22 protein-coding genes and 1 pseudogene are annotated in these 19,994 nt (G+C 35.4%); 14 read left to right on the top strand and 9 right to left on the bottom strand.

Translation table 11 applies throughout. The features are described from left to right. The first annotated feature begins 86 nt into the window (after positions 1-86). On the top strand, positions 87-680 hold the full coding sequence (locus AC3WTA_RS25960; RefSeq protein WP_000434862.1) for a DedA family protein: 594 nt from the start codon (positions 87-89) through the stop codon (positions 678-680). 11 nt (positions 681-691) lie between these two features. Here the strand turns inward: AC3WTA_RS25960 and AC3WTA_RS25955 are convergent, their stop codons facing one another. The 3 genes from AC3WTA_RS25955 to AC3WTA_RS25945 all read right to left on the bottom strand — a co-directional run bounded on the left by AC3WTA_RS25955 (position 692) and on the right by AC3WTA_RS25945 (position 1,982). Further along, positions 692-1,120 (bottom strand): EamA family transporter, encoded by a 429-nt coding sequence (locus AC3WTA_RS25955; RefSeq protein WP_000100307.1) that lies wholly within the window; start codon positions 1,118-1,120, stop codon positions 692-694. 144 nt (positions 1,121-1,264) lie between these two features. After that, the gene (locus AC3WTA_RS25950; RefSeq protein WP_000817786.1) at positions 1,265-1,411 is read right to left on the bottom strand and encodes a BH0509 family protein; all 147 of its coding nucleotides are present in this window, start codon (positions 1,409-1,411) and stop codon (positions 1,265-1,267) included. Between the two features lie 154 nt (positions 1,412-1,565). Beyond that, the gene (locus AC3WTA_RS25945) at positions 1,566-1,982 is read right to left on the bottom strand and encodes a pyridoxamine 5'-phosphate oxidase family protein (RefSeq protein ID WP_000550224.1); all 417 of its coding nucleotides are present in this window, start codon (positions 1,980-1,982) and stop codon (positions 1,566-1,568) included. A 179-nt stretch (positions 1,983-2,161) separates the two neighbouring features. On the opposite strand from AC3WTA_RS25945, the gene cax reads away from it, so the two are divergent. Then, positions 2,162-3,217, top strand: coding sequence for a calcium/proton exchanger (gene cax, locus AC3WTA_RS25940; protein ID WP_492333075.1), 1,056 nt, complete (start codon positions 2,162-2,164; stop codon positions 3,215-3,217). Positions 3,218-3,298: 81 nt separating this feature from the next. Then, positions 3,299-4,096: a YfkD famly protein gene (locus AC3WTA_RS25935; RefSeq protein ID WP_002096879.1), complete on the top strand. Its 798-nt coding sequence runs from the start codon at positions 3,299-3,301 to the stop codon at positions 4,094-4,096. Between the two features lie 118 nt (positions 4,097-4,214). On the opposite strand, the gene yfkAB is transcribed toward AC3WTA_RS25935, so the two are convergent. Then, positions 4,215-5,342, bottom strand: coding sequence for a radical SAM/CxCxxxxC motif protein YfkAB (gene yfkAB / locus AC3WTA_RS25930; protein ID WP_000156029.1), 1,128 nt, complete (start codon positions 5,340-5,342; stop codon positions 4,215-4,217). Between the two features lie 213 nt (positions 5,343-5,555). Between yfkAB and AC3WTA_RS25925 the strand changes: the two genes are divergently transcribed. From AC3WTA_RS25925 to truA, 6 genes are all read left to right on the top strand, one after another. Beyond that, a complete protein-coding gene (locus AC3WTA_RS25925) occupies positions 5,556-5,738 on the top strand; it encodes an SE1561 family protein (protein ID WP_000513547.1) in 183 nt (60 codons plus the stop codon). A gap of 206 nt (positions 5,739-5,944) precedes the next feature. Further along, the gene (gene fumA / locus AC3WTA_RS25920) at positions 5,945-7,465 is read left to right on the top strand and encodes a class I fumarate hydratase (protein WP_000413534.1); all 1,521 of its coding nucleotides are present in this window, start codon (positions 5,945-5,947) and stop codon (positions 7,463-7,465) included. 126 nt (positions 7,466-7,591) lie between these two features. After that, positions 7,592-8,374 carry a delta-lactam-biosynthetic de-N-acetylase gene (gene pdaA / locus AC3WTA_RS25915; protein WP_000875958.1) on the top strand — a complete coding sequence of 261 codons (783 nt, stop codon included), beginning with the start codon at positions 7,592-7,594 and terminating at the stop codon, positions 8,372-8,374. Between the two features lie 59 nt (positions 8,375-8,433). Then, positions 8,434-9,297, top strand: coding sequence for a DNA-3-methyladenine glycosylase family protein (locus tag AC3WTA_RS25910; RefSeq protein WP_000269433.1), 864 nt, complete (start codon positions 8,434-8,436; stop codon positions 9,295-9,297). Between the two features lie 10 nt (positions 9,298-9,307). Further along, positions 9,308-10,687, top strand: coding sequence for a 23S rRNA (uracil(1939)-C(5))-methyltransferase RlmD (rlmD, locus tag AC3WTA_RS25905; RefSeq protein WP_000615214.1), 1,380 nt, complete (start codon positions 9,308-9,310; stop codon positions 10,685-10,687). 56 nt (positions 10,688-10,743) lie between these two features. Then, the gene (gene truA, locus AC3WTA_RS25900; RefSeq protein ID WP_001067305.1) at positions 10,744-11,481 is read left to right on the top strand and encodes a tRNA pseudouridine(38-40) synthase TruA; all 738 of its coding nucleotides are present in this window, start codon (positions 10,744-10,746) and stop codon (positions 11,479-11,481) included. A 53-nt stretch (positions 11,482-11,534) separates the two neighbouring features. Here the strand turns inward: truA and AC3WTA_RS25895 are convergent, their stop codons facing one another. Further along, positions 11,535-11,732, bottom strand: a complete 198-nt coding sequence (locus AC3WTA_RS25895; protein WP_000063919.1) for a hypothetical protein — start codon at positions 11,730-11,732, stop codon at positions 11,535-11,537. Positions 11,733-11,838: 106 nt separating this feature from the next. Next, on the bottom strand, positions 11,839-13,242 hold the full coding sequence (locus tag AC3WTA_RS25890; RefSeq protein ID WP_001258433.1) for a sigma-54 interaction domain-containing protein: 1,404 nt from the start codon (positions 13,240-13,242) through the stop codon (positions 11,839-11,841). A 274-nt stretch (positions 13,243-13,516) separates the two neighbouring features. On the opposite strand from AC3WTA_RS25890, the gene AC3WTA_RS25885 reads away from it, so the two are divergent. The 3 genes from AC3WTA_RS25885 to AC3WTA_RS25875 all read left to right on the top strand — a co-directional run bounded on the left by AC3WTA_RS25885 (position 13,517) and on the right by AC3WTA_RS25875 (position 16,675). After that, the gene (locus AC3WTA_RS25885; protein ID WP_000784766.1) at positions 13,517-13,771 is read left to right on the top strand and encodes a biotin/lipoyl-containing protein; all 255 of its coding nucleotides are present in this window, start codon (positions 13,517-13,519) and stop codon (positions 13,769-13,771) included. Between the two features lie 99 nt (positions 13,772-13,870). Next, positions 13,871-15,292 (top strand): amino acid permease, encoded by a 1,422-nt coding sequence (locus AC3WTA_RS25880; protein WP_000969249.1) that lies wholly within the window; start codon positions 13,871-13,873, stop codon positions 15,290-15,292. Positions 15,293-15,400: 108 nt separating this feature from the next. After that, positions 15,401-16,675 carry an acetylornithine deacetylase gene (locus AC3WTA_RS25875; RefSeq protein ID WP_001071200.1) on the top strand — a complete coding sequence of 425 codons (1,275 nt, stop codon included), beginning with the start codon at positions 15,401-15,403 and terminating at the stop codon, positions 16,673-16,675. 99 nt (positions 16,676-16,774) lie between these two features. Here AC3WTA_RS25875 and AC3WTA_RS25870 read toward each other — a convergent pair whose 3' ends face one another. Continuing rightward, a complete protein-coding gene (locus AC3WTA_RS25870; RefSeq protein ID WP_001136878.1) occupies positions 16,775-17,428 on the bottom strand; it encodes a DUF1232 domain-containing protein in 654 nt (217 codons plus the stop codon). A gap of 130 nt (positions 17,429-17,558) precedes the next feature. Here AC3WTA_RS25870 and AC3WTA_RS25865 point away from each other — a divergent pair, with 130 nt between their 5' ends. Continuing rightward, positions 17,559-18,170 carry a manganese efflux pump gene (locus AC3WTA_RS25865; protein ID WP_000100744.1) on the top strand — a complete coding sequence of 204 codons (612 nt, stop codon included), beginning with the start codon at positions 17,559-17,561 and terminating at the stop codon, positions 18,168-18,170. Between the two features lie 122 nt (positions 18,171-18,292). Here the strand turns inward: AC3WTA_RS25865 and AC3WTA_RS25860 are convergent, their stop codons facing one another. Together AC3WTA_RS25860 and glsA are read right to left on the bottom strand one after the other, a co-directional pair. After that, complete coding sequence (locus AC3WTA_RS25860; protein ID WP_000766602.1) at positions 18,293-18,634, bottom strand: DUF3969 family protein; 342 nt, start codon at positions 18,632-18,634, stop codon at positions 18,293-18,295. Between the two features lie 175 nt (positions 18,635-18,809). After that, complete coding sequence (gene glsA, locus AC3WTA_RS25855) at positions 18,810-19,739, bottom strand: glutaminase A (RefSeq protein WP_001149843.1); 930 nt, start codon at positions 19,737-19,739, stop codon at positions 18,810-18,812. A 69-nt stretch (positions 19,740-19,808) separates the two neighbouring features. On the opposite strand from glsA, the pseudogene AC3WTA_RS25850 reads away from it, so the two are divergent. Further along, a pseudogene (locus AC3WTA_RS25850) lies at positions 19,809-19,921 on the top strand (transcriptional regulator). Positions 19,922-19,994 lie beyond the last annotated feature (73 nt).

Genomic DNA, 19,994 nt, shown 5'->3' with positions numbered 1-19,994 from the left:
TATAGTGAATATGTATACCATGTTTGTCTGAAAGATAGAAAGGGCACAATGTGGAATAACGATCGTGCATAGGATGTGTTTTCCAAATGGAACAACATATTGGCGAGTTAATCGCGCATTATGGGTATTTTGGAATTATTATAGCGTTGGCCGGTGGAATTGTTGGATTACCGATACCAGACGAGTTTTTATTGACCTTCGTTGGTTATAACGTTTCTAAAGGAGTTATGTCAGGAACTGCTGCTTTTTTAAGCGGGATGGCTGGTGCGATGTTAGGTATTACATTAAGCTACATATTAGGTTTAAAACTTGGACTTCCTGTTTTAAAAAAATATGGGCCGAAGATTAGAATTAAAGAACATCACATTGAAAAAACGCATATTTTATTTGAAAAGTATGGCCCCTTTCTTTTAATGATTGGTTACTTTATTCCGGGAGTACGTCATTTAACAGCATATTTTGCTGGGATGTCGAATTTAACACTTTGGCGTTTTTGTTTGTATGCTTACGGTGGTGCGCTTATTTGGATAAGTGTTTTTATTGGACTTGGCTGGAAGTTAGGAGAGAAATGGCGTTTCGTTGAGTATAGTTTACATCATTATGGAATATGGATTTTATTCATTTCAGTAATTGTTATATGTATTGTATGGTTTTACATAAAGAAAAAGAAAAACCGCTAATAGCGGTTTTTTTAGCTGAAAGCAATAAATAATACACCAGCTGTAATAAAGACTACACCAACGCCAGTCATAAAGTTTAATTTTTCACCGAGTATAATCATCGCGAGAATGATAGAAAATACGACGCTTAATTTATCGACAGGAGCCACTTGTGAAACTTTCCCTGTTTTGAGGGCAAGAAAATAAAATAGCCATGACGAAGCACCTGCAACCCCACTTAATGTGATAAAGAGCAGTGCTTTTTTATTTAGCAGTACGTCGCCAATATTTTGAAATTTACCTTGGATAATAATAACGCCTACCATAAATAATGCCATAATAATAGAACGAACCGTTGTTGCAACATTGGCATCGATTCCATCTAAACCAATCTTTCCGAAAATAGATACAAGGGCAGCAGCAATTGCTGATAATAGTGCGAATAAGAGCCATGAACTCATAGTAAAATTCCTCCAATCTTACATTATTATACATGAAAACCATTCTCATGTATAAAGTGAAACTTTAATGAGTGGGATTTTACCGCCCCGCAAATAACGAAATAATCCCCACCTTATATTGCTAATAAGGTGGGGATTATTATACTACTCTGCAATTTCCTCATACAAAAAGTACGTTACATTATAAATATGTTCTACTTCATCGTCTGTCATAAACAATAATTCATCACGCTCAATCCCTTTTTTCTTTTCAATAAACTCAATCATGTTTTTACGTTCTTCTCTTTTCATCAATTTTATTTCTCCTCTCAATCTGTTTTAATACAGTGTATTTAAGTTACTGCTATTATATAACAGAATCTTTAGAAAGTTCCACCTATTTTATTGTTTTTTTCAGAAGAACTTTTCGACAAAACAAGCCCACCTAAAGGGGGCTTGTTTTATTTTATAGTCGTAAAAACTCAGGCTCCGTCGTACCAGCACCATCGATGTAATAAATTGTGTCGGGATTGATTTTTATTAATACGTAATTAGGGTCTTCAGGACCAAGTAACCAGCGTTTTAAGCTATTATTCCAAAACTTGTTTTTTAATGTGGAGTCTTCCTCGATGGAAGCTAAGCCTTCAACTTCAATATAATCTTCATCTAATTTTTTTCCTTCACGTCCAAGTAGTACATGTACATTTGGATTGTTTTCGATATCTGTTATCTTTTTTGATTTCCGATCTGTTGCAACATATAACACAAAATCTTCGTGGAAAAACATCATAAAGGTACTATGAGGTTTATTTTCACGTACAGTAGATAATACACCAGTTCGTTGACCGCAAATAATAGTTTCAATTTTTTCTTTTAAATGCATGCTTTTAGCCCCTGTTCATAATTTATTGTTTTCTCCGTTTAAACAAGATAATTTAAATATCTTTCATACTGTTTTCTTCAATCCGATTTTTTAAACGTAATTGTGATGAAATCGGACAAGTTAGGAGAAGAATAATAATAATATCGAGGAGAAATACATACGATGGAAGGATGAAAAGCATGTTTAATAAAATATTTCTTATAGTAGCACTGATCGGGGTACCACTTTCTGTACTTGGAAAAATGCTTCATTGGCCTCAAACAATTATGTTCGCTGTGTATTGTATTACTATTATCGCATTAGCGGGTTTTATGGGGAGAGCGACAGAAAGTTTGGCGATTGTCTCGGGACCTAGAATAGGCGGATTATTAAATGCTACTTTCGGTAATGCTGTTGAACTAATCATTTCGATTTTTGCACTTCAGGCAGGATTAATTGAAGTGGTGTTAGCCTCATTAACGGGTTCTGTACTTGGAAATTTATTATTAGTAGGAGGGCTATCCTTCTTTGTAGGAGGGCTTAAATACAAAAGACAAAGTTTTAATGTGTATGATGCAAGGCATAATTCAGCTTTATTAATCTTTGCTGTAGTAGTAGCTTTTGTTATTCCAGAGATTTTTTCAATGAAGATGGATGCTGGAAAGACCTATCAATTAAGTATCGGTGTTTCTATCATTATGATTATTATGTACCTTGCTGCACTGCTATTTAAGCTCGTTACGCATCGTGGTGTATATCAACATAAAGCGGATGAAGTAGCTCATGAGGAAGAACCAGAGTGGTCGAAAGGTAAAGCGCTACTTATTTTAGCAATAGCGACAATTGCGGTAGCTTATGTGTCAGAGGCGCTTGTGCATACATTTGAGACAGTTGCAAAATCATTTGGTTGGTCAGAATTATTTATAGGGGTTATTATCGTTGCAATTGTTGGGAATGCAGCGGAACATGCATCTGCAATTATTATGGCGTATAAAAATAAAGTAAATATTGCAGTTGAAATTGCAATAGGTTCTACGTTACAAATTGCCATGTTTGTTGCTCCTGTATTAGTACTGCTTTCTATGTTCTTTGCACAAAGGATGCCTTTAGTATTTACAATACCAGAACTTGTTTCTATGATTACAGCTGTTTTCTTAACGATTGCGATTTCAAATGATGGAGATACAAATTGGTTTGAAGGCGGTACTTTATTAGCGGCGTATGTCATTATGGGAATTGGTTTTTATTTATTATGAAAAATAGGCATAACAATTGTATTGAGAGAAAACAATAAACAAAGTAGTATATATACCTTTACGTAGGAAGGAGCCAGACAGGTGAAACGAGTATACAGCATATGTCTTTCAACTATGGTCTCGTTTATTCTATTATTTCCTAACATGAGTTTTGCAAAGACAACGGTAGAAACAAAAATGCCTTCATCTGTTTTAAATATTTCTAAAGACAATACGTTTCCAAATGATGCGCAAGATTTGCCGCGCTTACAACCGAGTAAGTTTGCTCAAGAACTATTGAAAACAGCAAATATTAAAATTGAAAATCCGGACTTAATTCGAATGTTTAATGAAACGACAATTTCGAATGCGCCGCTTGCGGTAGGGTACCGAGCAAAGATTTATTTAGGTCAATGGGCTTTGAATTATGAATCGGTTGAGACATCGATTAATTGGGAATATAAACAAGTAAATCGCAATGTGTACGATAATCGCGGAGGAGATCGCTTATATCCGCTACGCTATAAGCAAGAAACGCAAAAGACGGTTGAAGGTGATTTAACAGCAGATATGAAAAATACTGCGGATGTGAAAAAAATGATGCTTCTCAAAGCACTTGAAAAAGTACAATTGCCGCTTTCATTTAAAACGACCATTGGTTATGGTACTGGACATGAGCGTGTGTATAATATTAGTCCGAGTCAACTTGGATATTTATACGCTTATACACCAGCAGTAAATGAAAAAGGAAAAGTAACATTTGGAGAAGTGTATCTTGTGTTAAAGGGAAATCAAAAAAGGCTTGTTGTAAAAAATATTACTTCTCAAGGAATTGGAGCGGCGATTCCAATTCATGATCATTTGTATTTTAAATTCATTTCATCTTCTCACTCGCAATAATATGAAAAAACGTCAGCTTATAAGCTGACGTTTTTATTTATCCTGCTATTTGTGGGCAATTGGTTCAACTAATAATCAGTGGGGAATGAACAAAACCTCCACTGATTAAAGTTGAACTTTAAAATGTTATGTTTGCTGTTTTTGATAAGAAATCTTCTGTCGGATAGTAGCTATTTTTTACAAGAACATTTGGTCCAAGGCATTTTACTGCAGGACAGTGACAGCTTAATGATTGTGCTGTTTTTGAAGCACTCCATTTGTCATACGCTTCTTGTAGTGTGTTTGTTTGTACGTTACCTAGAAGGGGAACGTCACCGAAATCAGTTACAATAATATTTCCATCGAAAATGTTGACGTTTAAACGAGAACGACCATCTGGATCGTTACGAACTGTTACATTTTTGCTTTCTTGTAATTTCTTAAATGTGGCGATGTCTCGCTCATCATCGCTACAAGCGTAGAAAGGTAAAGTTCCAAATAACATCCATACATTTTCATCGCGAATTTCTAGTAAATGCTCAATTGCATCACGAATTTCAGCTTTTGTTAAAATTTCTAGATTGCTCGCAAAATCACTCGGATACATCGGGTGAACTTCATGACGTTTACAGCCCATCTCTTCGACAATTTGACGATGAATATGTTCAATATGTGGTAGAGTTCTTTTGTTTAACATCGTTTCAGCTGATACGAGTACACCTGCATCTGATAGAGCTTTACTATTTGTAATCATTCGTTCAAATAATTTTGCACGTTGTTCATAAGTAGGTTTACGTTCCATCATTGCAAATCCACCTTCAACGAAGTCATCAATTGTTCCCCAGTTATGGGATATATGCAATACGTCTAAATAAGGAATAATTTGTTCGTAACGTGCTAAATCTATAGTTAAGTTTGAGTTGATTTGAGTGCGAACGCCTCGTTCATGGGCGTATTTTAAGAGTGGTGTTACATAGTTGTCGACGGATTTCTTTGAAAGCATTGGTTCTCCGCCAGTAATACTTAAAGAACGTAAATGAGGAATCTCATCTAATCGTTTTAATAAAAGCTCCATCGGAAGCGGATTTGGATCTTTCGGCTGTAATGTGTAACCAACAGCACAATGCTCGCAACGCATATTGCATAACGTTGTCGTTGTAAACTCAACGTTTGTTAATAGTAGTTTGCCGTACTCTTCAAGGTCCATATACGCTTCCCATGGATCGTAAGAAGGAGTAATCGGCTTCATTTTTTGTGATATCGTCATATGAAATACTCCTTTGACTATTGAAATAACAATTTGTCCATTCTCTATAATAGAAGAATATGTACTTTTTATAAAGTGAAACTTTTTTGTGAAAAAAGAGAGAGGGCTTACATTTGAATGAATGACTGTGACAAAATTGATGAAATTTCATGCCCATAGCAATCATTTTTGCGGTATAATAAAAGCAACTCGAATTAAAAGGAGAGTGCCTTCATGGGAAAAGCAATTGAAGATAAAGATTCACAACTAGTATATTTAAAAGAACGTTTAAATATGTTCATTGAAGTAATTGATACAATTGAACCTGAAGAAGTAGAGTTAGAGGATGTAGATCGTCTTCTTGCGATGTTAGATGAATTAGAATTAAAATGTGAGCAATTTAAAAAAGACGAATAATATATTAAAAAGGCTGCCAATGCAAAATTGGCAGCCTTTTTCTGTATGGATAATAGAAGGACGGTAGAAAAAAAGGTATAATCAAGTTGTGAAAAATTTCATTTATGCTTTAATAGCGTGAAACAAATAAAAAGCTGAAGAGCATAACAATGGAATTTTCAGCTCATAACGTTTTGGTAGCGTTCACAATTGAGGGGGAAGTAACAATGGAAAAGCTTCAAGAAAGCATGTATCAACTAATTGTTGAAACGTCAACGAACTTACCGAAAGATGTTCGTCGTGCGATTCAACAAGCGAAAGAACGAGAAAATTCAGGGACTCGTTCTGCGATGGCACTTGGCACAATTACGAATAATATTAAAATGGCTGATGATAACATCTCGCCAATTTGCCAAGATACAGGGATGCCAACGTTTAAAATTTATACACCAGTTGGTGTGAATCAATTAAAGTTGAAGGAAGCTATCTATAATGCGCTTGAGCGGGCGACAAAAGATGGTAAACTTCGTCCCAATTCTGTTGATTCTCTTTTTGGAGACAATAGTGGAAATAATTTAGGACCAGGTACACCGGTTATTAAGTTTGAACAATGGGAAAAAGATTATATTGATGCACGCTTAATTCTAAAGGGTGGTGGCTGTGAGAATAAAAATATACAGTATAGCTTACCGTGTGAATTAGAAGGACTTGGACGCGCTGGTCGTGATTTAGAAGGAATTCGTAAATGCCTTCTTCATGCTGTATATCAAGCGCAAGGTCAAGGTTGTAGTGCAGGTGTAATTGGTGTTGGTATCGGGGGAGACCGCACATCAGGTTACGAATTAGCAAAAAATCAATTATTCCGTACATTAGATGATGTCAATCCAGTACCAGAGTTACAAAAACTTGAAGAGTACGTATTAGAAAATGCGAATAAGCTTGGCATTGGTACGATGGGATTTGGCGGAGAAACGACTTTACTTGGTTGTAAAATTGGCGTGTATAATCGTCTGCCCGCTAGTTTCTACGTATCTGTTGCGTATAATTGCTGGGCATATCGCCGCCTTGGCGTAACAATCGATCCTGAAACAGGTGAAATTATGGACTGGCTATATCAAGAAGGTGAGGATACACTTCAGCAAGAAGCGCAAGAAAAAATAGAGCAACGTGAGATCGTATTACAAGCACCAATTACAGAAGAGCAAATTCGTGAACTTCGCGTTGGTGATGTTGTAACAATTAATGGCATGATGTATACAGGTCGTGACGCAATCCATAAGCATTTAATGGATAACGATTGTCCAGTAGATTTAAAAGGACAAGTTATTTATCACTGTGGTCCAGTTGTCGTGAAAGATGAAAATGAAAACTGGCAAATTAAAGCGGCAGGTCCAACGACGAGTATTCGTGAAGAACCGTACCAAGGCGATATTATGAAGAAATTCGGTATTCGCGCTGTCATTGGAAAAGGTGGTATGGGTGCAAAAACATTAGCGGCTTTAGAAGAGCACGGTGGTGTATATTTAAATGCAATTGGCGGTGCAGCGCAATATTATGCTGAATGTATTAAAGAAGTAAAAGATGTTGATTTCTTACAATTTGGTATTCCAGAGGCAATGTGGCATTTACGTATCGAAGGATTTAAAGCAGTTGTAACGATGGATTCTCATGGTAATAGCTTACATGCAGATGTTGATAAAACATCACTTGAAAAATTAGCTAGCTTTAAAGAGCCAGTATTTAAGTAAACAAAAATGCATCTCGAATGATTCGAGATGCATTTTTTTGGTATATATAGAAAAACATGTTCAGCATGAAAGAATGCACGGCAACAGAAACTACAAGTACGATTATATATGGAAAGGAGACTATTTATGAAATATAAATGGTTATATATCGGTCTCATTTTTTCAATTATGATGGCACTTGTTCCAGTTTCAGCATTAGCTTATACAAATACTCCACATAACTGGGGAATCCCGCGTCCTAAAAATGAAACAGTACCAGATGCAGGAAAGTTATATACAGATTTACTACAAAAAAATGGTGGGTTTTATTTAGGGGATACAAAGAAAAAAGATATTTATTTAACATTCGATAATGGGTACGAGAATGGATACACAGGGAAAATCTTAGATGTATTAAAAGAGAAAAAAGTACCGGCAACTTTCTTTGTAACGGGTCATTATATTAAAACACAAAAAGATTTGTTATTAAGAATGAAGGATGAAGGACATATTATTGGAAACCATTCGTGGAGTCATCCTGATTTTACAACGGTAAATGATGCGAAACTTCGTGAAGAATTAACGAGTGTAACGGAAGAGATTAAAAAAGTAACTGGGCAAAAAGAAGTAAAATATGTACGTCCGCCGCGCGGCGTATTTAGTGAAAGAACATTGGCTCTTACGAAAGAAATGGGCTATTATAATGTATTTTGGTCACTTGCATTTTTGGATTGGAAAGTGGACGAGCAAAGAGGATGGCAATATGCACATAATAATGTAATGACGATGATTCATCCAGGATCTGTTTTATTACTTCATGCAATATCAAAAGATAATGCAGAAGCACTTGCGAAAATCATTGATGATTTGCGCGAGAAAGGGTATCATTTTAAAAGTCTAGATGACTTAGTAAAAAGCAATCAACCGTAAGCATGTATGCTTGCGGTTTTCTCATGCTATAATGATGTGTAAAAAGGATGGGGACACGTATGTGGAGCGAACATGTTACGTTAGAGTATCCGTATCATTTTGAAGAAGTATTAAAACGTTTATCTTTTGATCCTCTTAACGTCATTCAATTAGATGAGAAAGTCATTTATGTCCCGCTTTGTATAGACGAGGAACAGATTGTTGTTCGCTTGCAAGGGATTGGTACTGTTCAAAATCCACAGTTTTGGATCTCTAGTCAGGCAGGAGATCAAGAGAAAGTCATGAAACGAATGAGGGCCATTTTTCATTGGAATGAACCGTTTCAAGATATACAAAATCATTTTTTAAACACATCATTACGTCCACTATTTGAAACATATGCTTATACTCCAATTATTTTAGAGTTTGATTATTTTGCTTGTCTTCTTCGCTGTATCATTCATCAACAAATAAATTTGAAATTTGCTACTGTGTTAACAGAACAGTTTGTGAAACGATATGGAACAGAGAAGAACGGTGTATTCTTTTTCCCCACTCCAGAAATAGTAGCAAATATTTCAATAGAAGAATTGAGAGAGCAGAAGTTTAGTCAGCGAAAGGCTGAATATATAGTAGGGTTAGGTCGAAGTATTGTCAGCGGTACATTAAATTTAGCGAGTATAGAAACCAGGGCGGATGAAGAGGTTTCCGCACAATTGTTACCAATTAGGGGGATTGGTACATGGACAGTGCAAAATTTTTTAATGTTTGGGCTTGGACGGAAAAATATGTTTCCGAAAGCGGACATTGGGATTCAGCGTGCAGTGCAAGGAGTATTTCAATTAGATGATAAACCTGATGATGCATTTTTAGAAAAAGTGAAACAAGAGTGTGAACCATACTGCAGTTATGCAGCGTTATATTTATGGAAAAGTATAGAGTAGAGGTGTAATAATGATACAAAAGCAACATGAGAGTAAGTTGGAAGTTGGTCAAACGTTTCCTGTGACAATTAAACGTCTTGGGATTAACGGAGAAGGCGTTGGTTATTTTAAGAGACAAGTTGTTTTCATTCCAGGGGCATTACCAGGAGAAGAAGTTGTTGCTGAAACAACGAAAATTCAGCGTGGCTTCGCTGAAGCGAAAGTGAAAAAAGTTCGTAAAGCTTCACCACATCGTGTGAAAGCACCATGTCCGGTATATGAAGAGTGTGGCGGTTGTCAGCTGCAACATTTAGATTATAAAGAACAATTAAATCAAAAGCGTGATATCGTTGTACAAGCATTCGAGAAGTATATGAACAACAGTTTGGAAGAAAAAATTCGTCCAACGCTTGGTATGGAAAACCCATGGCATTATCGTAATAAGAGTCAATTACAAGTGGGACGTAAAGACGAAAAGGTTATTACAGGGCTGTATAAGCAAAACTCACATCAGTTAATTGATATTGCTCACTGTATGATTCAACATAAAGCAACGAATGAAGCGACAAAAGTTGTAAGACGTATATTAGAAAAATTAAATGTTTCTATTTACAATGAGAAAAAACAAAAAGGTTTAGTACGCACAATTGTGACACGTACTGCAGTTCAAACAGGGGAAGTACAAGTTACACTTATTACAACAAAAGAAGAATTACCAAATAAAGATCAATTTATCGCAGAAGTACAAAAACAGATGCCAGCTGTTAAATCAATTATGCAAAACGTAAACTGGCGTAAAACATCTGTTATTTTCGGTGATAAAACATTTAAATTAGCTGGAAAAGAAGTAATTCAAGAAACACTAGGTGATTTATCATTTGAATTATCAGCACGTGCATTCTTCCAGTTAAATCCAGAACAAACAGTTGTTTTATACGATGAAGCGAAAAAAGCAGCTGCTTTAACAGGCGATGAGAAAATTGTAGATGCGTATTGTGGTGTTGGTACAATCGGTCTTTGGCTTGCAAATGATGCAGCGGAAGTACGTGGTATGGATGTAATTCCAGAAGCGATTGAAGATGCAAGAAAAAATGCGAAGCGTCACGGATTTACAAATACGAAATATGAAGCAGGTAAAGCTGAACAATGGTTACCGAAATGGGTAAAAGAAGGATGGCGTCCAGATGTAATTGTTGTCGATCCACCTCGTACAGGTTGCGATGATAAATTACTGGAAACAATTTTAAAAGTGAAACCAAAACAAGTTGTTTACGTATCATGTAATCCTTCTTCATTAGCACGTGATGTACAAGCATTAATGAAGAGTTATGAAGTGGAATATGTACAACCAGTTGATATGTTCCCACATACAGCCCATGTAGAAAATGTAGTGAAGCTTGTTAGAAAGTAAAGTGTATTCATATTCCCTCACGATATGAGGGAATATTTTCTATGAAGGAGAGTAAAATGAATAATTATAAATTAACGATTCAGTACGATGGTGCACGTTTTAAAGGATGGCAACGTCTCGGTAATAACGATAATACAATTCAAGGGAAAATCGAGAGTGTCATATCTGAAATGATCGGAAAAGAAATTGAAATTATCGGTTGTAGTAGAACAGATGCGGGTGTACATGCTTTGAATCAAGTTGCTAACTTTCAGAGTGATGAGAAGTTAGTGGAACATAAAGTGAAAAAATATTTAAATCAATATTTACCCAATGATATTAGCATTACGAGTGTAGAAGAAGTACAAGATCGCTTCCATGCTCGTTACAATTCTAAAGCAAAAACATATCTTTATAAAATTTGGAATGAAGAGCATACAAATCCATTTATGCGTAAATACAGCATGCATGTGAATAAAAAATTAAATGTGAAAAGCATGAAAGAAGCTGCGAAACATTTAGTTGGTTCACATGACTTTACTGCTTTTTCAAATGCGAAATCAAAGAAAAAGTCTATGGTTCGAGAAGTATATACACTTGAAGTGATGGAAGAAGCAGGATTTGTACAAATTAGAGTAAGTGGTAACGGATTCCTTCATAACATGGTACGAAAAATTGTTGGAGCATTAATTGAAGTTGGATTAGGACAATTAGATGCGGACGCAATCCCAAATATTTTAGAGGAAAAACAACGTAATCAAATTAATTGTCTTGCTGAGGCGAGTGGTTTGTATTTGGAGAATGTTGAATTTTAATAAACAATAAAAAAATCGAGCTGTGTAAGCTCGGTTTTTTTATTGTTTTGGCATTAAGAAGATTTTTCTTTCTTCATACGTATCTTCAAATTCCAAAAAGCAGCAAGCATAATAGCTGCAAAGGAGCCGCTAATTGTTGCTAATAGTTTTGCATAAGGATAAGCATTCATATCAACTAGTAACATCATACATACAATGGTAGGGAAGAAGGCTAAGTATTGTAATAACTTTAATTTGTTATCATTACTCATATATATCGTTCCTTTCTAGTATGTTATATGTTTATTGTGGCATGTTTTTCCAATTTTTATTTGCGCTTAGAAGCGGATTCATCCTACATTTGATTAAAGTTTCATTTCATATGTGTAGATGCAATTTTTTAATTCGATATTGTAAGTTTTGCCTACTTAATCCTAAAAACTTTGCAGCCTGTGAGATATTACCGTGATACTCTGTCAGAATTTGATTGATGTAGTTCTTCTCCATTGCCTCTATTGTGTGCTTTAACGTTTTAGGTGCATCAGCCTCGTTATTAGTTAGGAAAGGTTGCATATTGAATTCTTTTTTTATTCGTTCGCGAAAGCGAGTGGGAAGATGAAACGCTGTAATGATATTTTCATCTTCAACTAAATTCATTGAACCTTCAATGATATGTTCCAATTCTCGTACGTTTCCAGGCCAATCATATGCATACAAAAATTCTCTTACATGTACATCTAGATCCGTTACGCCAAGTCCAAATTGAATGTTGTACTTTTCGATAAAGTGCTGCACAAGATCAGGAATATCTTCTTTTCGTTCACGTAAAGGCGGGAGACATAAAGTAACGACGCTTAATCGGTAATATAAGTCTTCCCGTAATCGATTGTGTGTAATAGCTTCAAGAGGGTCTTCATTAATAGTTGCTATAATACGAACATCAATTTCTTTTTCTTGTGTGCCTCCGATTCTTCGTATTGTTTTTTCTTGTATAGCTCGTAGTAACTTCGCTTGAAGTGCTGGACTTAATGAGTTGATCTCATCTAATAACAAAGTTCCTCCATTTGCTTCTTCAAATAAACCAGCTTTATCGATAGCTCCTGTAAATGCACCTCGGTTCGTACCAAATAATAAGCTTTCCATGAGTGTATCAGGTATAGCGGCACAGTTTTGTGAAATAAATGGTTTTGTTGAACGTTGACTTTCATTATGGATACTTTGTGCAAATAGTTCTTTACCGGTCCCTGTTTCTCCTACGAGAAGTATGGATGAGGATGTACGAATTACTCTCTTTGCTTCTGTAATGACAGATTGAAGAGCATTAGAATCACCGATTATGTGATCAAAGGTAAATTTATTATTTTGTTTTCGAGAAAGGTTCGTTTTCATCGTTTGTTTGAAATGGCTAATCTCTGTTGAAATTTCAATAGCGCCTTTAATTTTTCCGTTTTCTATTATAGGGAAAGTATTGTTAATCGTTGTAATTTCTTGCCCTTTATTGTTAAAATACGTTTGTTTTATATTTTTGTTTGTTTTTCCTAATTTTAATGCCTCTATAAGAGTACTATTTTTATTTTCTTCAAATGCGAATACTTCTATAGGACTTTTATATAGCACATCTGAGCGTTCCATTGATTCAATTTCCATCATTTTGCGGTTATAGATAATCGTTTTACTTTCCTCATTAATAATATGAATCCCGATATCGAGCTCATTAAGTAAAGTTTCATATAGCATATTCATTTCAATGATCTGTTTAAAATTAATTTCTTCTGTACGCATAGATTATCTTCTCCTCATTTCACCCTATGAAGACTGACTTTTTATAATTTTATTAAAATTCTTATAAAATCGCAAAATTTTTTTGCTATTTTCTCTTTAAAATTTCTCAAATGATAGAAAAATTTTGCGGTTATGAAGATTTTTTTTTGAGAAACCTTCATTTTAAATAGGAATTGGAGATTGGTACGCATTTTGCATAAATAATAGTTGAAATCTCTAAAGGAGGGATATGCAACGTTTCAGTACCAATTAATAAGAAGGAGGAGTTTATAAAGTGAAGATGGTTATAGAAGGCGTGTATAGTCCTTGTTATGGGAAAGTAGAGAAGTTATTTGTTACGGAAAGTTCTTACGTATACGAGTGGGAGAAATTAGCGTTAATTGAAACAATAGATAAACAGAAAGTAGAAATTAAAGTAGGGATCAGTGGATATATCGAATCATTAGAAGTAGTAGAAGGACAAGCTATCGCTGATAAAAAGTTATTAATAACAGTGAGGGATGATCTTTTAATAACAGGTAGTGATTGATACTATGTATTTTGCTCTTTTCAATAATTATTCTTATTATGAATATTTTTAAAAACGCTTACATGAAATGGGTTTCCAAAGGGAAAAGGGGGGATTTATATGATGGATCAAAACCAAGGGTTAAAACGGGAATTGAAAAGCAGGCACATATTTATGATTGCACTTGGAGGAGTTATTGGTACCGGTCTTTTTTTAGGGTCTGGGTATACAATTCATGAAGCTGGGCCTGGAGGAGCGATTGTAGCGTATCTTGTTGGAGGATTTGTTATGTATTTAACGATGCTCTGTCTTGGAGAGTTAGCTGTTGCGATGCCTGACGCAGGATCTTATCAAACGTATGCTACAAAGCACATTTCCCCTGCAGCGGGTTATGTAGTCGGCTGGATGTCGTGGCTAAACTGGTCTGCTACGATAGGTATTGAACTGATTGCAGTTAGTATTTTAATGAAACGATGGTTTCCTGATGTACCGTCATGGATTTGGTGTGTAGTGTTTGCGGTGCTTCTTTTTGCTATCAATGCGTTATCTTCAAGAAGTTTTGCAGAAGTTGAATTTTGGTTTGCAAGTATTAAAGTAATTACAATCATTGCATTTATTATTTTAGGCGGGGCAGCAATGTTTGGTTTTCTAGATATGAAAGGAAACGAACCCGCACCGATGTTCTCTAGCTTTACTGATTATGGTGGGTTGTTTCCAAATGGATTATCAGCCATTTTAATTACTATGATTGCAGTTAATTTTTCCTTCCAAGGAACGGAACTAGTTGGTATTGCAGCTGGAGAGAGTGAAAATCCAGAGAAAACGATCCCGAAGGCAATTAATAATACAGTTTGGCGTATACTTGTGTTCTTTGTATTATCTATTTTCATTCTTGCAGGCTTATTCCCTTGGCAGCAAGCAGGAGTGATAGAAAGTCCATTCGTAGTTGTATTTGATAAAATTGGCATTCCTTATGCAGCCGATATTATAAATTTCGTTATTATTACAGCGGTTCTATCCGTTGCAAATTCAGGATTATATGCAACTTCGCGTATGCTATGGTCTATGTCTAACCAAGGCATGATTAGTCCAATTTTCGGTAAGTTATCTAAAAATGGTGTTCCTATTTATGCATTGATTGTAAGTACAATTGTAGGTTGCCTTTCATTACTATCAGGTATTTATGCGGAAGATACAGTTTATTTATGGCTACTTTCTATTGCCGGGTTTGGGGCGATATTAGTTTGGGCATCTATTGCTCTATCTAACTTATTGGCTAGAAGGTCATACATTAAGCAGGGCGGGGATGTGAAGGACTTGAAATTTAAAACACCGCTGTATCCATTCGTACCACTGCTTGCGTTAGTATTAAATGTAACAGTAATTGTTGGTATGGCTTTTATTCCAGAACAAAGAATGGCATTATATTGTGGTATTCCATTTATGATTGTTTGTTTACTGTTTTACCGCGCGACAAGAAATAAGGCACGTAAGGTAGAACATATTGAAAAAACAAATACAACAGAGGCAGAAAGTTTATAAATATATTAGAAACTTATGCTAAAAAAAGAGACTGTAAAATTGTAAACAGTCTCTTTTTTTGTGACAATAAACCTGGAAACATACTATGTATGCAAAGGGGAATTAGCGATGAATCAAGAAGTTTCACAGCTATTAGAACAGATTGATTTACGAAAAGATGAGTTACTAGAGCTTACAAAGACTTTAATTCGTTTTGAAACACCAGCACCGCCGGCGAGAAACACAAATGAAGCGCAAGAATTTGTTGCAGATTTTCTAAGAAAACGAAATTTTATTGTTGATAAATGGGATGTATATCCGAATGACCCGAACGTTGTTGGGGTGAGAAAAGGGATAGAAAGTGACACACATAAAAGTCTTATTATTAATGGACATGTGGATGTAGCTGAAGTATCAGCAGATGAAGCGTGGGAAACCAATCCGTTTGAGCCATTTATAAAAGATGGTTGGTTAGTTGGACGTGGTGCGGCAGATATGAAAGGAGGATTGGCTGGAGCACTATTTGCTATTCAACTTGTACAAGAAGCTGGCATTGAATTACCTGGAGATTTAATCTTTCAATCAGTAATTGGGGAAGAAGTTGGAGAAGCAGGTACACTTCAATGCTGTAAAAGAGGTTATGATGCTGATTTTGCAGTCGTAGTGGATACAAGTGATTTACATATACAAGGACAGGGCGGCGTAATTACTGGATGGATTACTGTGAAAAGCCCCCAGACGTTTCATGATGCAACACGCAGGCAAATGATTCATGCTGGAGGACGTTTATTCGGAGCGAGTGCGATTGAAAAAATGATGAAAATTGTGCAAAGTTTACAAGAATTAGAGCGTCATTGGGCAGTTATGAAAACATATGAAGGTTATCCATCTGGAACAACAACAATTAACCCAGCTGTTATTGAAGGCGGACGGCATGCAGCGTTTATTGCGGATGAGTGCCAGTTATGGATAACGGTGCACTTCTATCCGAATGAAACACATGAACAAATAATAAAAGAAATTGAAGAGTATATTGAGAAAGTAGCGGCTGCCGATCCATGGTTAAGTGAAAATCCACCACAATTTAAGTGGGGCGGAGAATCAATGATTGTGGATCGTGGCGAAATTTTCCCTTCTTTAGAAGTAGATCGTGAACATGCAGCAGTAAAAACGCTTAGCTCAGTACACGAATCAATTCTATCTAAAAATGCAATTTTAGATATGTCTGCAACGGTAACGGATGGTGGTTGGTTTAGTGAATTTCATATTCCAGCCGTTATTTACGGACCAGGTACATTAGAAGAAGCTCATTCAATAAATGAGAAAGTTGAAGTAGAACAGTTAATTGAATTTACAAAAGTAATAACAGCATTTATATATGAATGGTGTCATACAAAAAAATAGATTAGTGTGTTGAAATCGTACAGGTATGTATACTTGTACGATTTTTTAGTGAACTATTTCAGAGTTGAACAGAAACAACTGAAATAGTTCTTTATTTTTCTATGTCTTTCGTTTTAGTTCGATTAATTTCTCTTTCGCTAATTCAACAGCAATTGCATCATCTAAATAGCCAATTGGAAAGAGATAGTCGGGAATAATATCTGTCGATAAAATGAAATACAGTAATGCGCCTCCAAGAACTGCACGCTCTTCTTTTGAGATAGTTTCATTGCAAAATTGTTGATACATATCGGTTAATTGTTCAATAAAAGGACCAGCGCTATCAATTTGTTCTAATTTACTGGCGAAACTTTCATGAATACGTTTTTCGCCTTCTGTTGTCTGAGCATAGCGTTCATAGTTTTCAAGTTCTTGTTTTACGCGAGTTGTTGTATAGTCGAAATCGAATAAGTTAGAGGATTGCAGCGTTTGCTGAATTGTATCAAGAGATGTGTACATATCCGTCTTTTCTTTATTAATGTGAGGAGAATCAGGATACATTTCATCAAATAACAATTGGGGTGGAACTTGCAAACATTCTGCAAATTTTTGTAGATGTTTTTGTTTTGGCGGTTGTTTACCATTCATAATTCTTGAGATTGTTGCGGGATCAATATTTGTATGCATTCCTAATTGGCGCATGGATAAGGCACGTTCTTTTAAAAGTTTTTTTATTAATGTACTAAGCCGCTCATTTGGATTTTCTCTAGGCATAGTGAAGGCACTCCTTTTTTATTGTTGAAAAAATGTTGAGCATTTATTACATGTATATGAAACAGACAGGCACAGTTGCTCAACATTTTCATAAGATGCATGGAAAAGTGAGAAAAAGGGGTGGCTGTTTATGAGTACGGCAGGTCTATTTTCAATTTTTTTAATCGGGATTGCTTCTAATTTAGATAATGCAGGTGTTGGGATTGCATATGGCATTCGTAAAATTCGAATTTCGTGGCTTAACAATTTTATCATCGCATTTTTTGGGTTTTTATTTACTTTGTTAGCTGGATTTTTTGGGAACTGGATAGCGTTATTTATTTCAGAGTTTACTGCAAACCTGATTGGAGCAATCGTTTTAGGGATAATCGGGGTGTTTATTTTATGTCAGCCTTTCTTGGGGCAAAGAAATACCGTAGGCTCTAAAGATGGTAATGTACTTATGGGAATTTTACGTGATCCAGAAAAAGCAGATTTTGATGGTTCTAAAACAATTAGTTTTTCAGAAGCAATTGTTTTAGGGATTGCATTGTCTATTAATAATATTGCAGGTGGATTTGATGCTGGGGTAACAAACTTGAATCTGTGGCTTACAGCAACTATTTCTGGGGTGTTTAGTTTTATTTGTATCAGTGGTTTTGCGTATGTAGGAAAACGATTTTTAGCAGCATACTTAGGGAAATGGGCTACTGTTATTGCGGGCGTGCTATTAATTCTTATTGGGATAGATCAGTTATTGTAACATACAATGTTCGAGCATTTCCTCGGAAATACTCGAATGAATTACATATATCGACATCGGATGTGCAATTACCGAAACGTTACTGTTTTTATAAATACTAAAGCACCTACATAGGTGCTTTTTTAACGTATATCTTCAATTAATTGTTCCGATTCTTCATGCATGCTGTATTCACTTAACACTTGAATGCAAAGCCACTTTAATTCTTCAATAGTATGTTCAAGTTCTTCAGGAAGCACATGATGAATGTCTTCAAGTCCCATTCCGAAATGGATGAGTTCAAGTACTTGATCATCGATGTTCCGATCCATTAGTAGTTCAAGCACTTCTAAATTGAATATGTATCGGTGAGCCTCATCGAGCGAAACCACTTTTAACTTCAAGCTTTCTACAATACTCAATATAAAAAGAAGAATTGTTTTTTCAAGAACAGGCTGTTTTTCCATTTGAAATATTAGTTTCATCTTTCACACCTCCACATATAGCGCTAGGTTGTACTATATTATTCAGGAGGGGGGAGCAAATATGCATGATATAGAGAAACTTTCAGTACGGTTTTTGTAAGGGGATGGATAGCTGATAAAATTGAGGGTTTTATGAAATAAAAAAATCCTGCTAGTATAGCAGGATAACTCTGAATTAAAAAATGCTCCAACCTTCTTGAGCAGAAAGAAGTTCAAGAATTTTAAAACCAGCGATACTATTTCCGTTTGCATCTAAAGCTGGTCCGAAAATACCAATTCCCATTTCTCCTTTTACGCAGCCGAAAATACCACCAGCTACACCACTTTTGGCTGGAATACCAACACGAATCGCAAATTCACCAGACTCGTTATACATACCGCATGTAACCATAAATGTTTTACAGATTTTTGTAATATGTTTAGGGATAATTTGCTTTTTTTTATATGGATCATAGCCATCCATAGCAAAAATTAAGCCAATACGTGCTAAATCGATACAGTTTACTTCAACTGCACATTGACGAGTGTATAAATCCATAAGTTCTTCGATGTCACAATCGATAATTCCGTTTTGTTTCATATAGTAACAAAGTGAACGGTTTAAGTAAGCTGTCTCTAATTCTGAATTGGCAACTTTAGAAGAATAATTAATAGTAGGATTATCTGTTATTTCACGTACAAAATGAAGGATACGCTCCATTTTTTCTTCATTATCGTTTCCTGTTAACATACTTGTAATAGCTAGTGCCCCTGCATTAATCATTGGATTAAGTGGCTTAGAGGGACTTGTCGTTTCTAACTTAATAATAGAATTAAATGGGTCACCAGTTGGTTCCATTCCAACTTTAGAAAATACATATTCTTCACCACGATCTAAAAGGGCAAGTGCAAGTGTAATTACTTTTGAAATACTTTGAAGAGTAAATAGTGTTTGTGAGTTGCCAGCATGGATGTATTCTGTTTCTTTATGGAAAATGGCAATCCCTAAATCAGCCGGATTTGCATTTCCTAGTTCGGGGATATAAGTAGCAAGCTTTCCTTTTTTCGTATATGGTTTTACTTGTTCTAACAACTGTTGTAAGTTGTTTGTTTCAATGCACTGCATAGTACCAACGCTCCTATTTCGAATTAACTACGTTTACTTTTCCCGATATGCTCGGAAATAAATAATAACATGAAAAGGTGGAATGATAAAACGAAAGTTACATGTTCTATAGTAGGTATTTCGTTTCGAGTATTCTATATTAAAAAGGAGAATTTTCCTTTTATATAACAGTTTGGAAATAGGAGATTTATCCATAAAAAATTCGAAAATAAAAACTACACATCTATACAACTATATGTTATTATGGTTATGTAA

The sequence above is a fragment of the Bacillus sp. EB106-07-01-XG149 genome (genome assembly GCF_058791555.1).
This window is presented reverse-complemented; position numbering and strand designations above follow the sequence as displayed.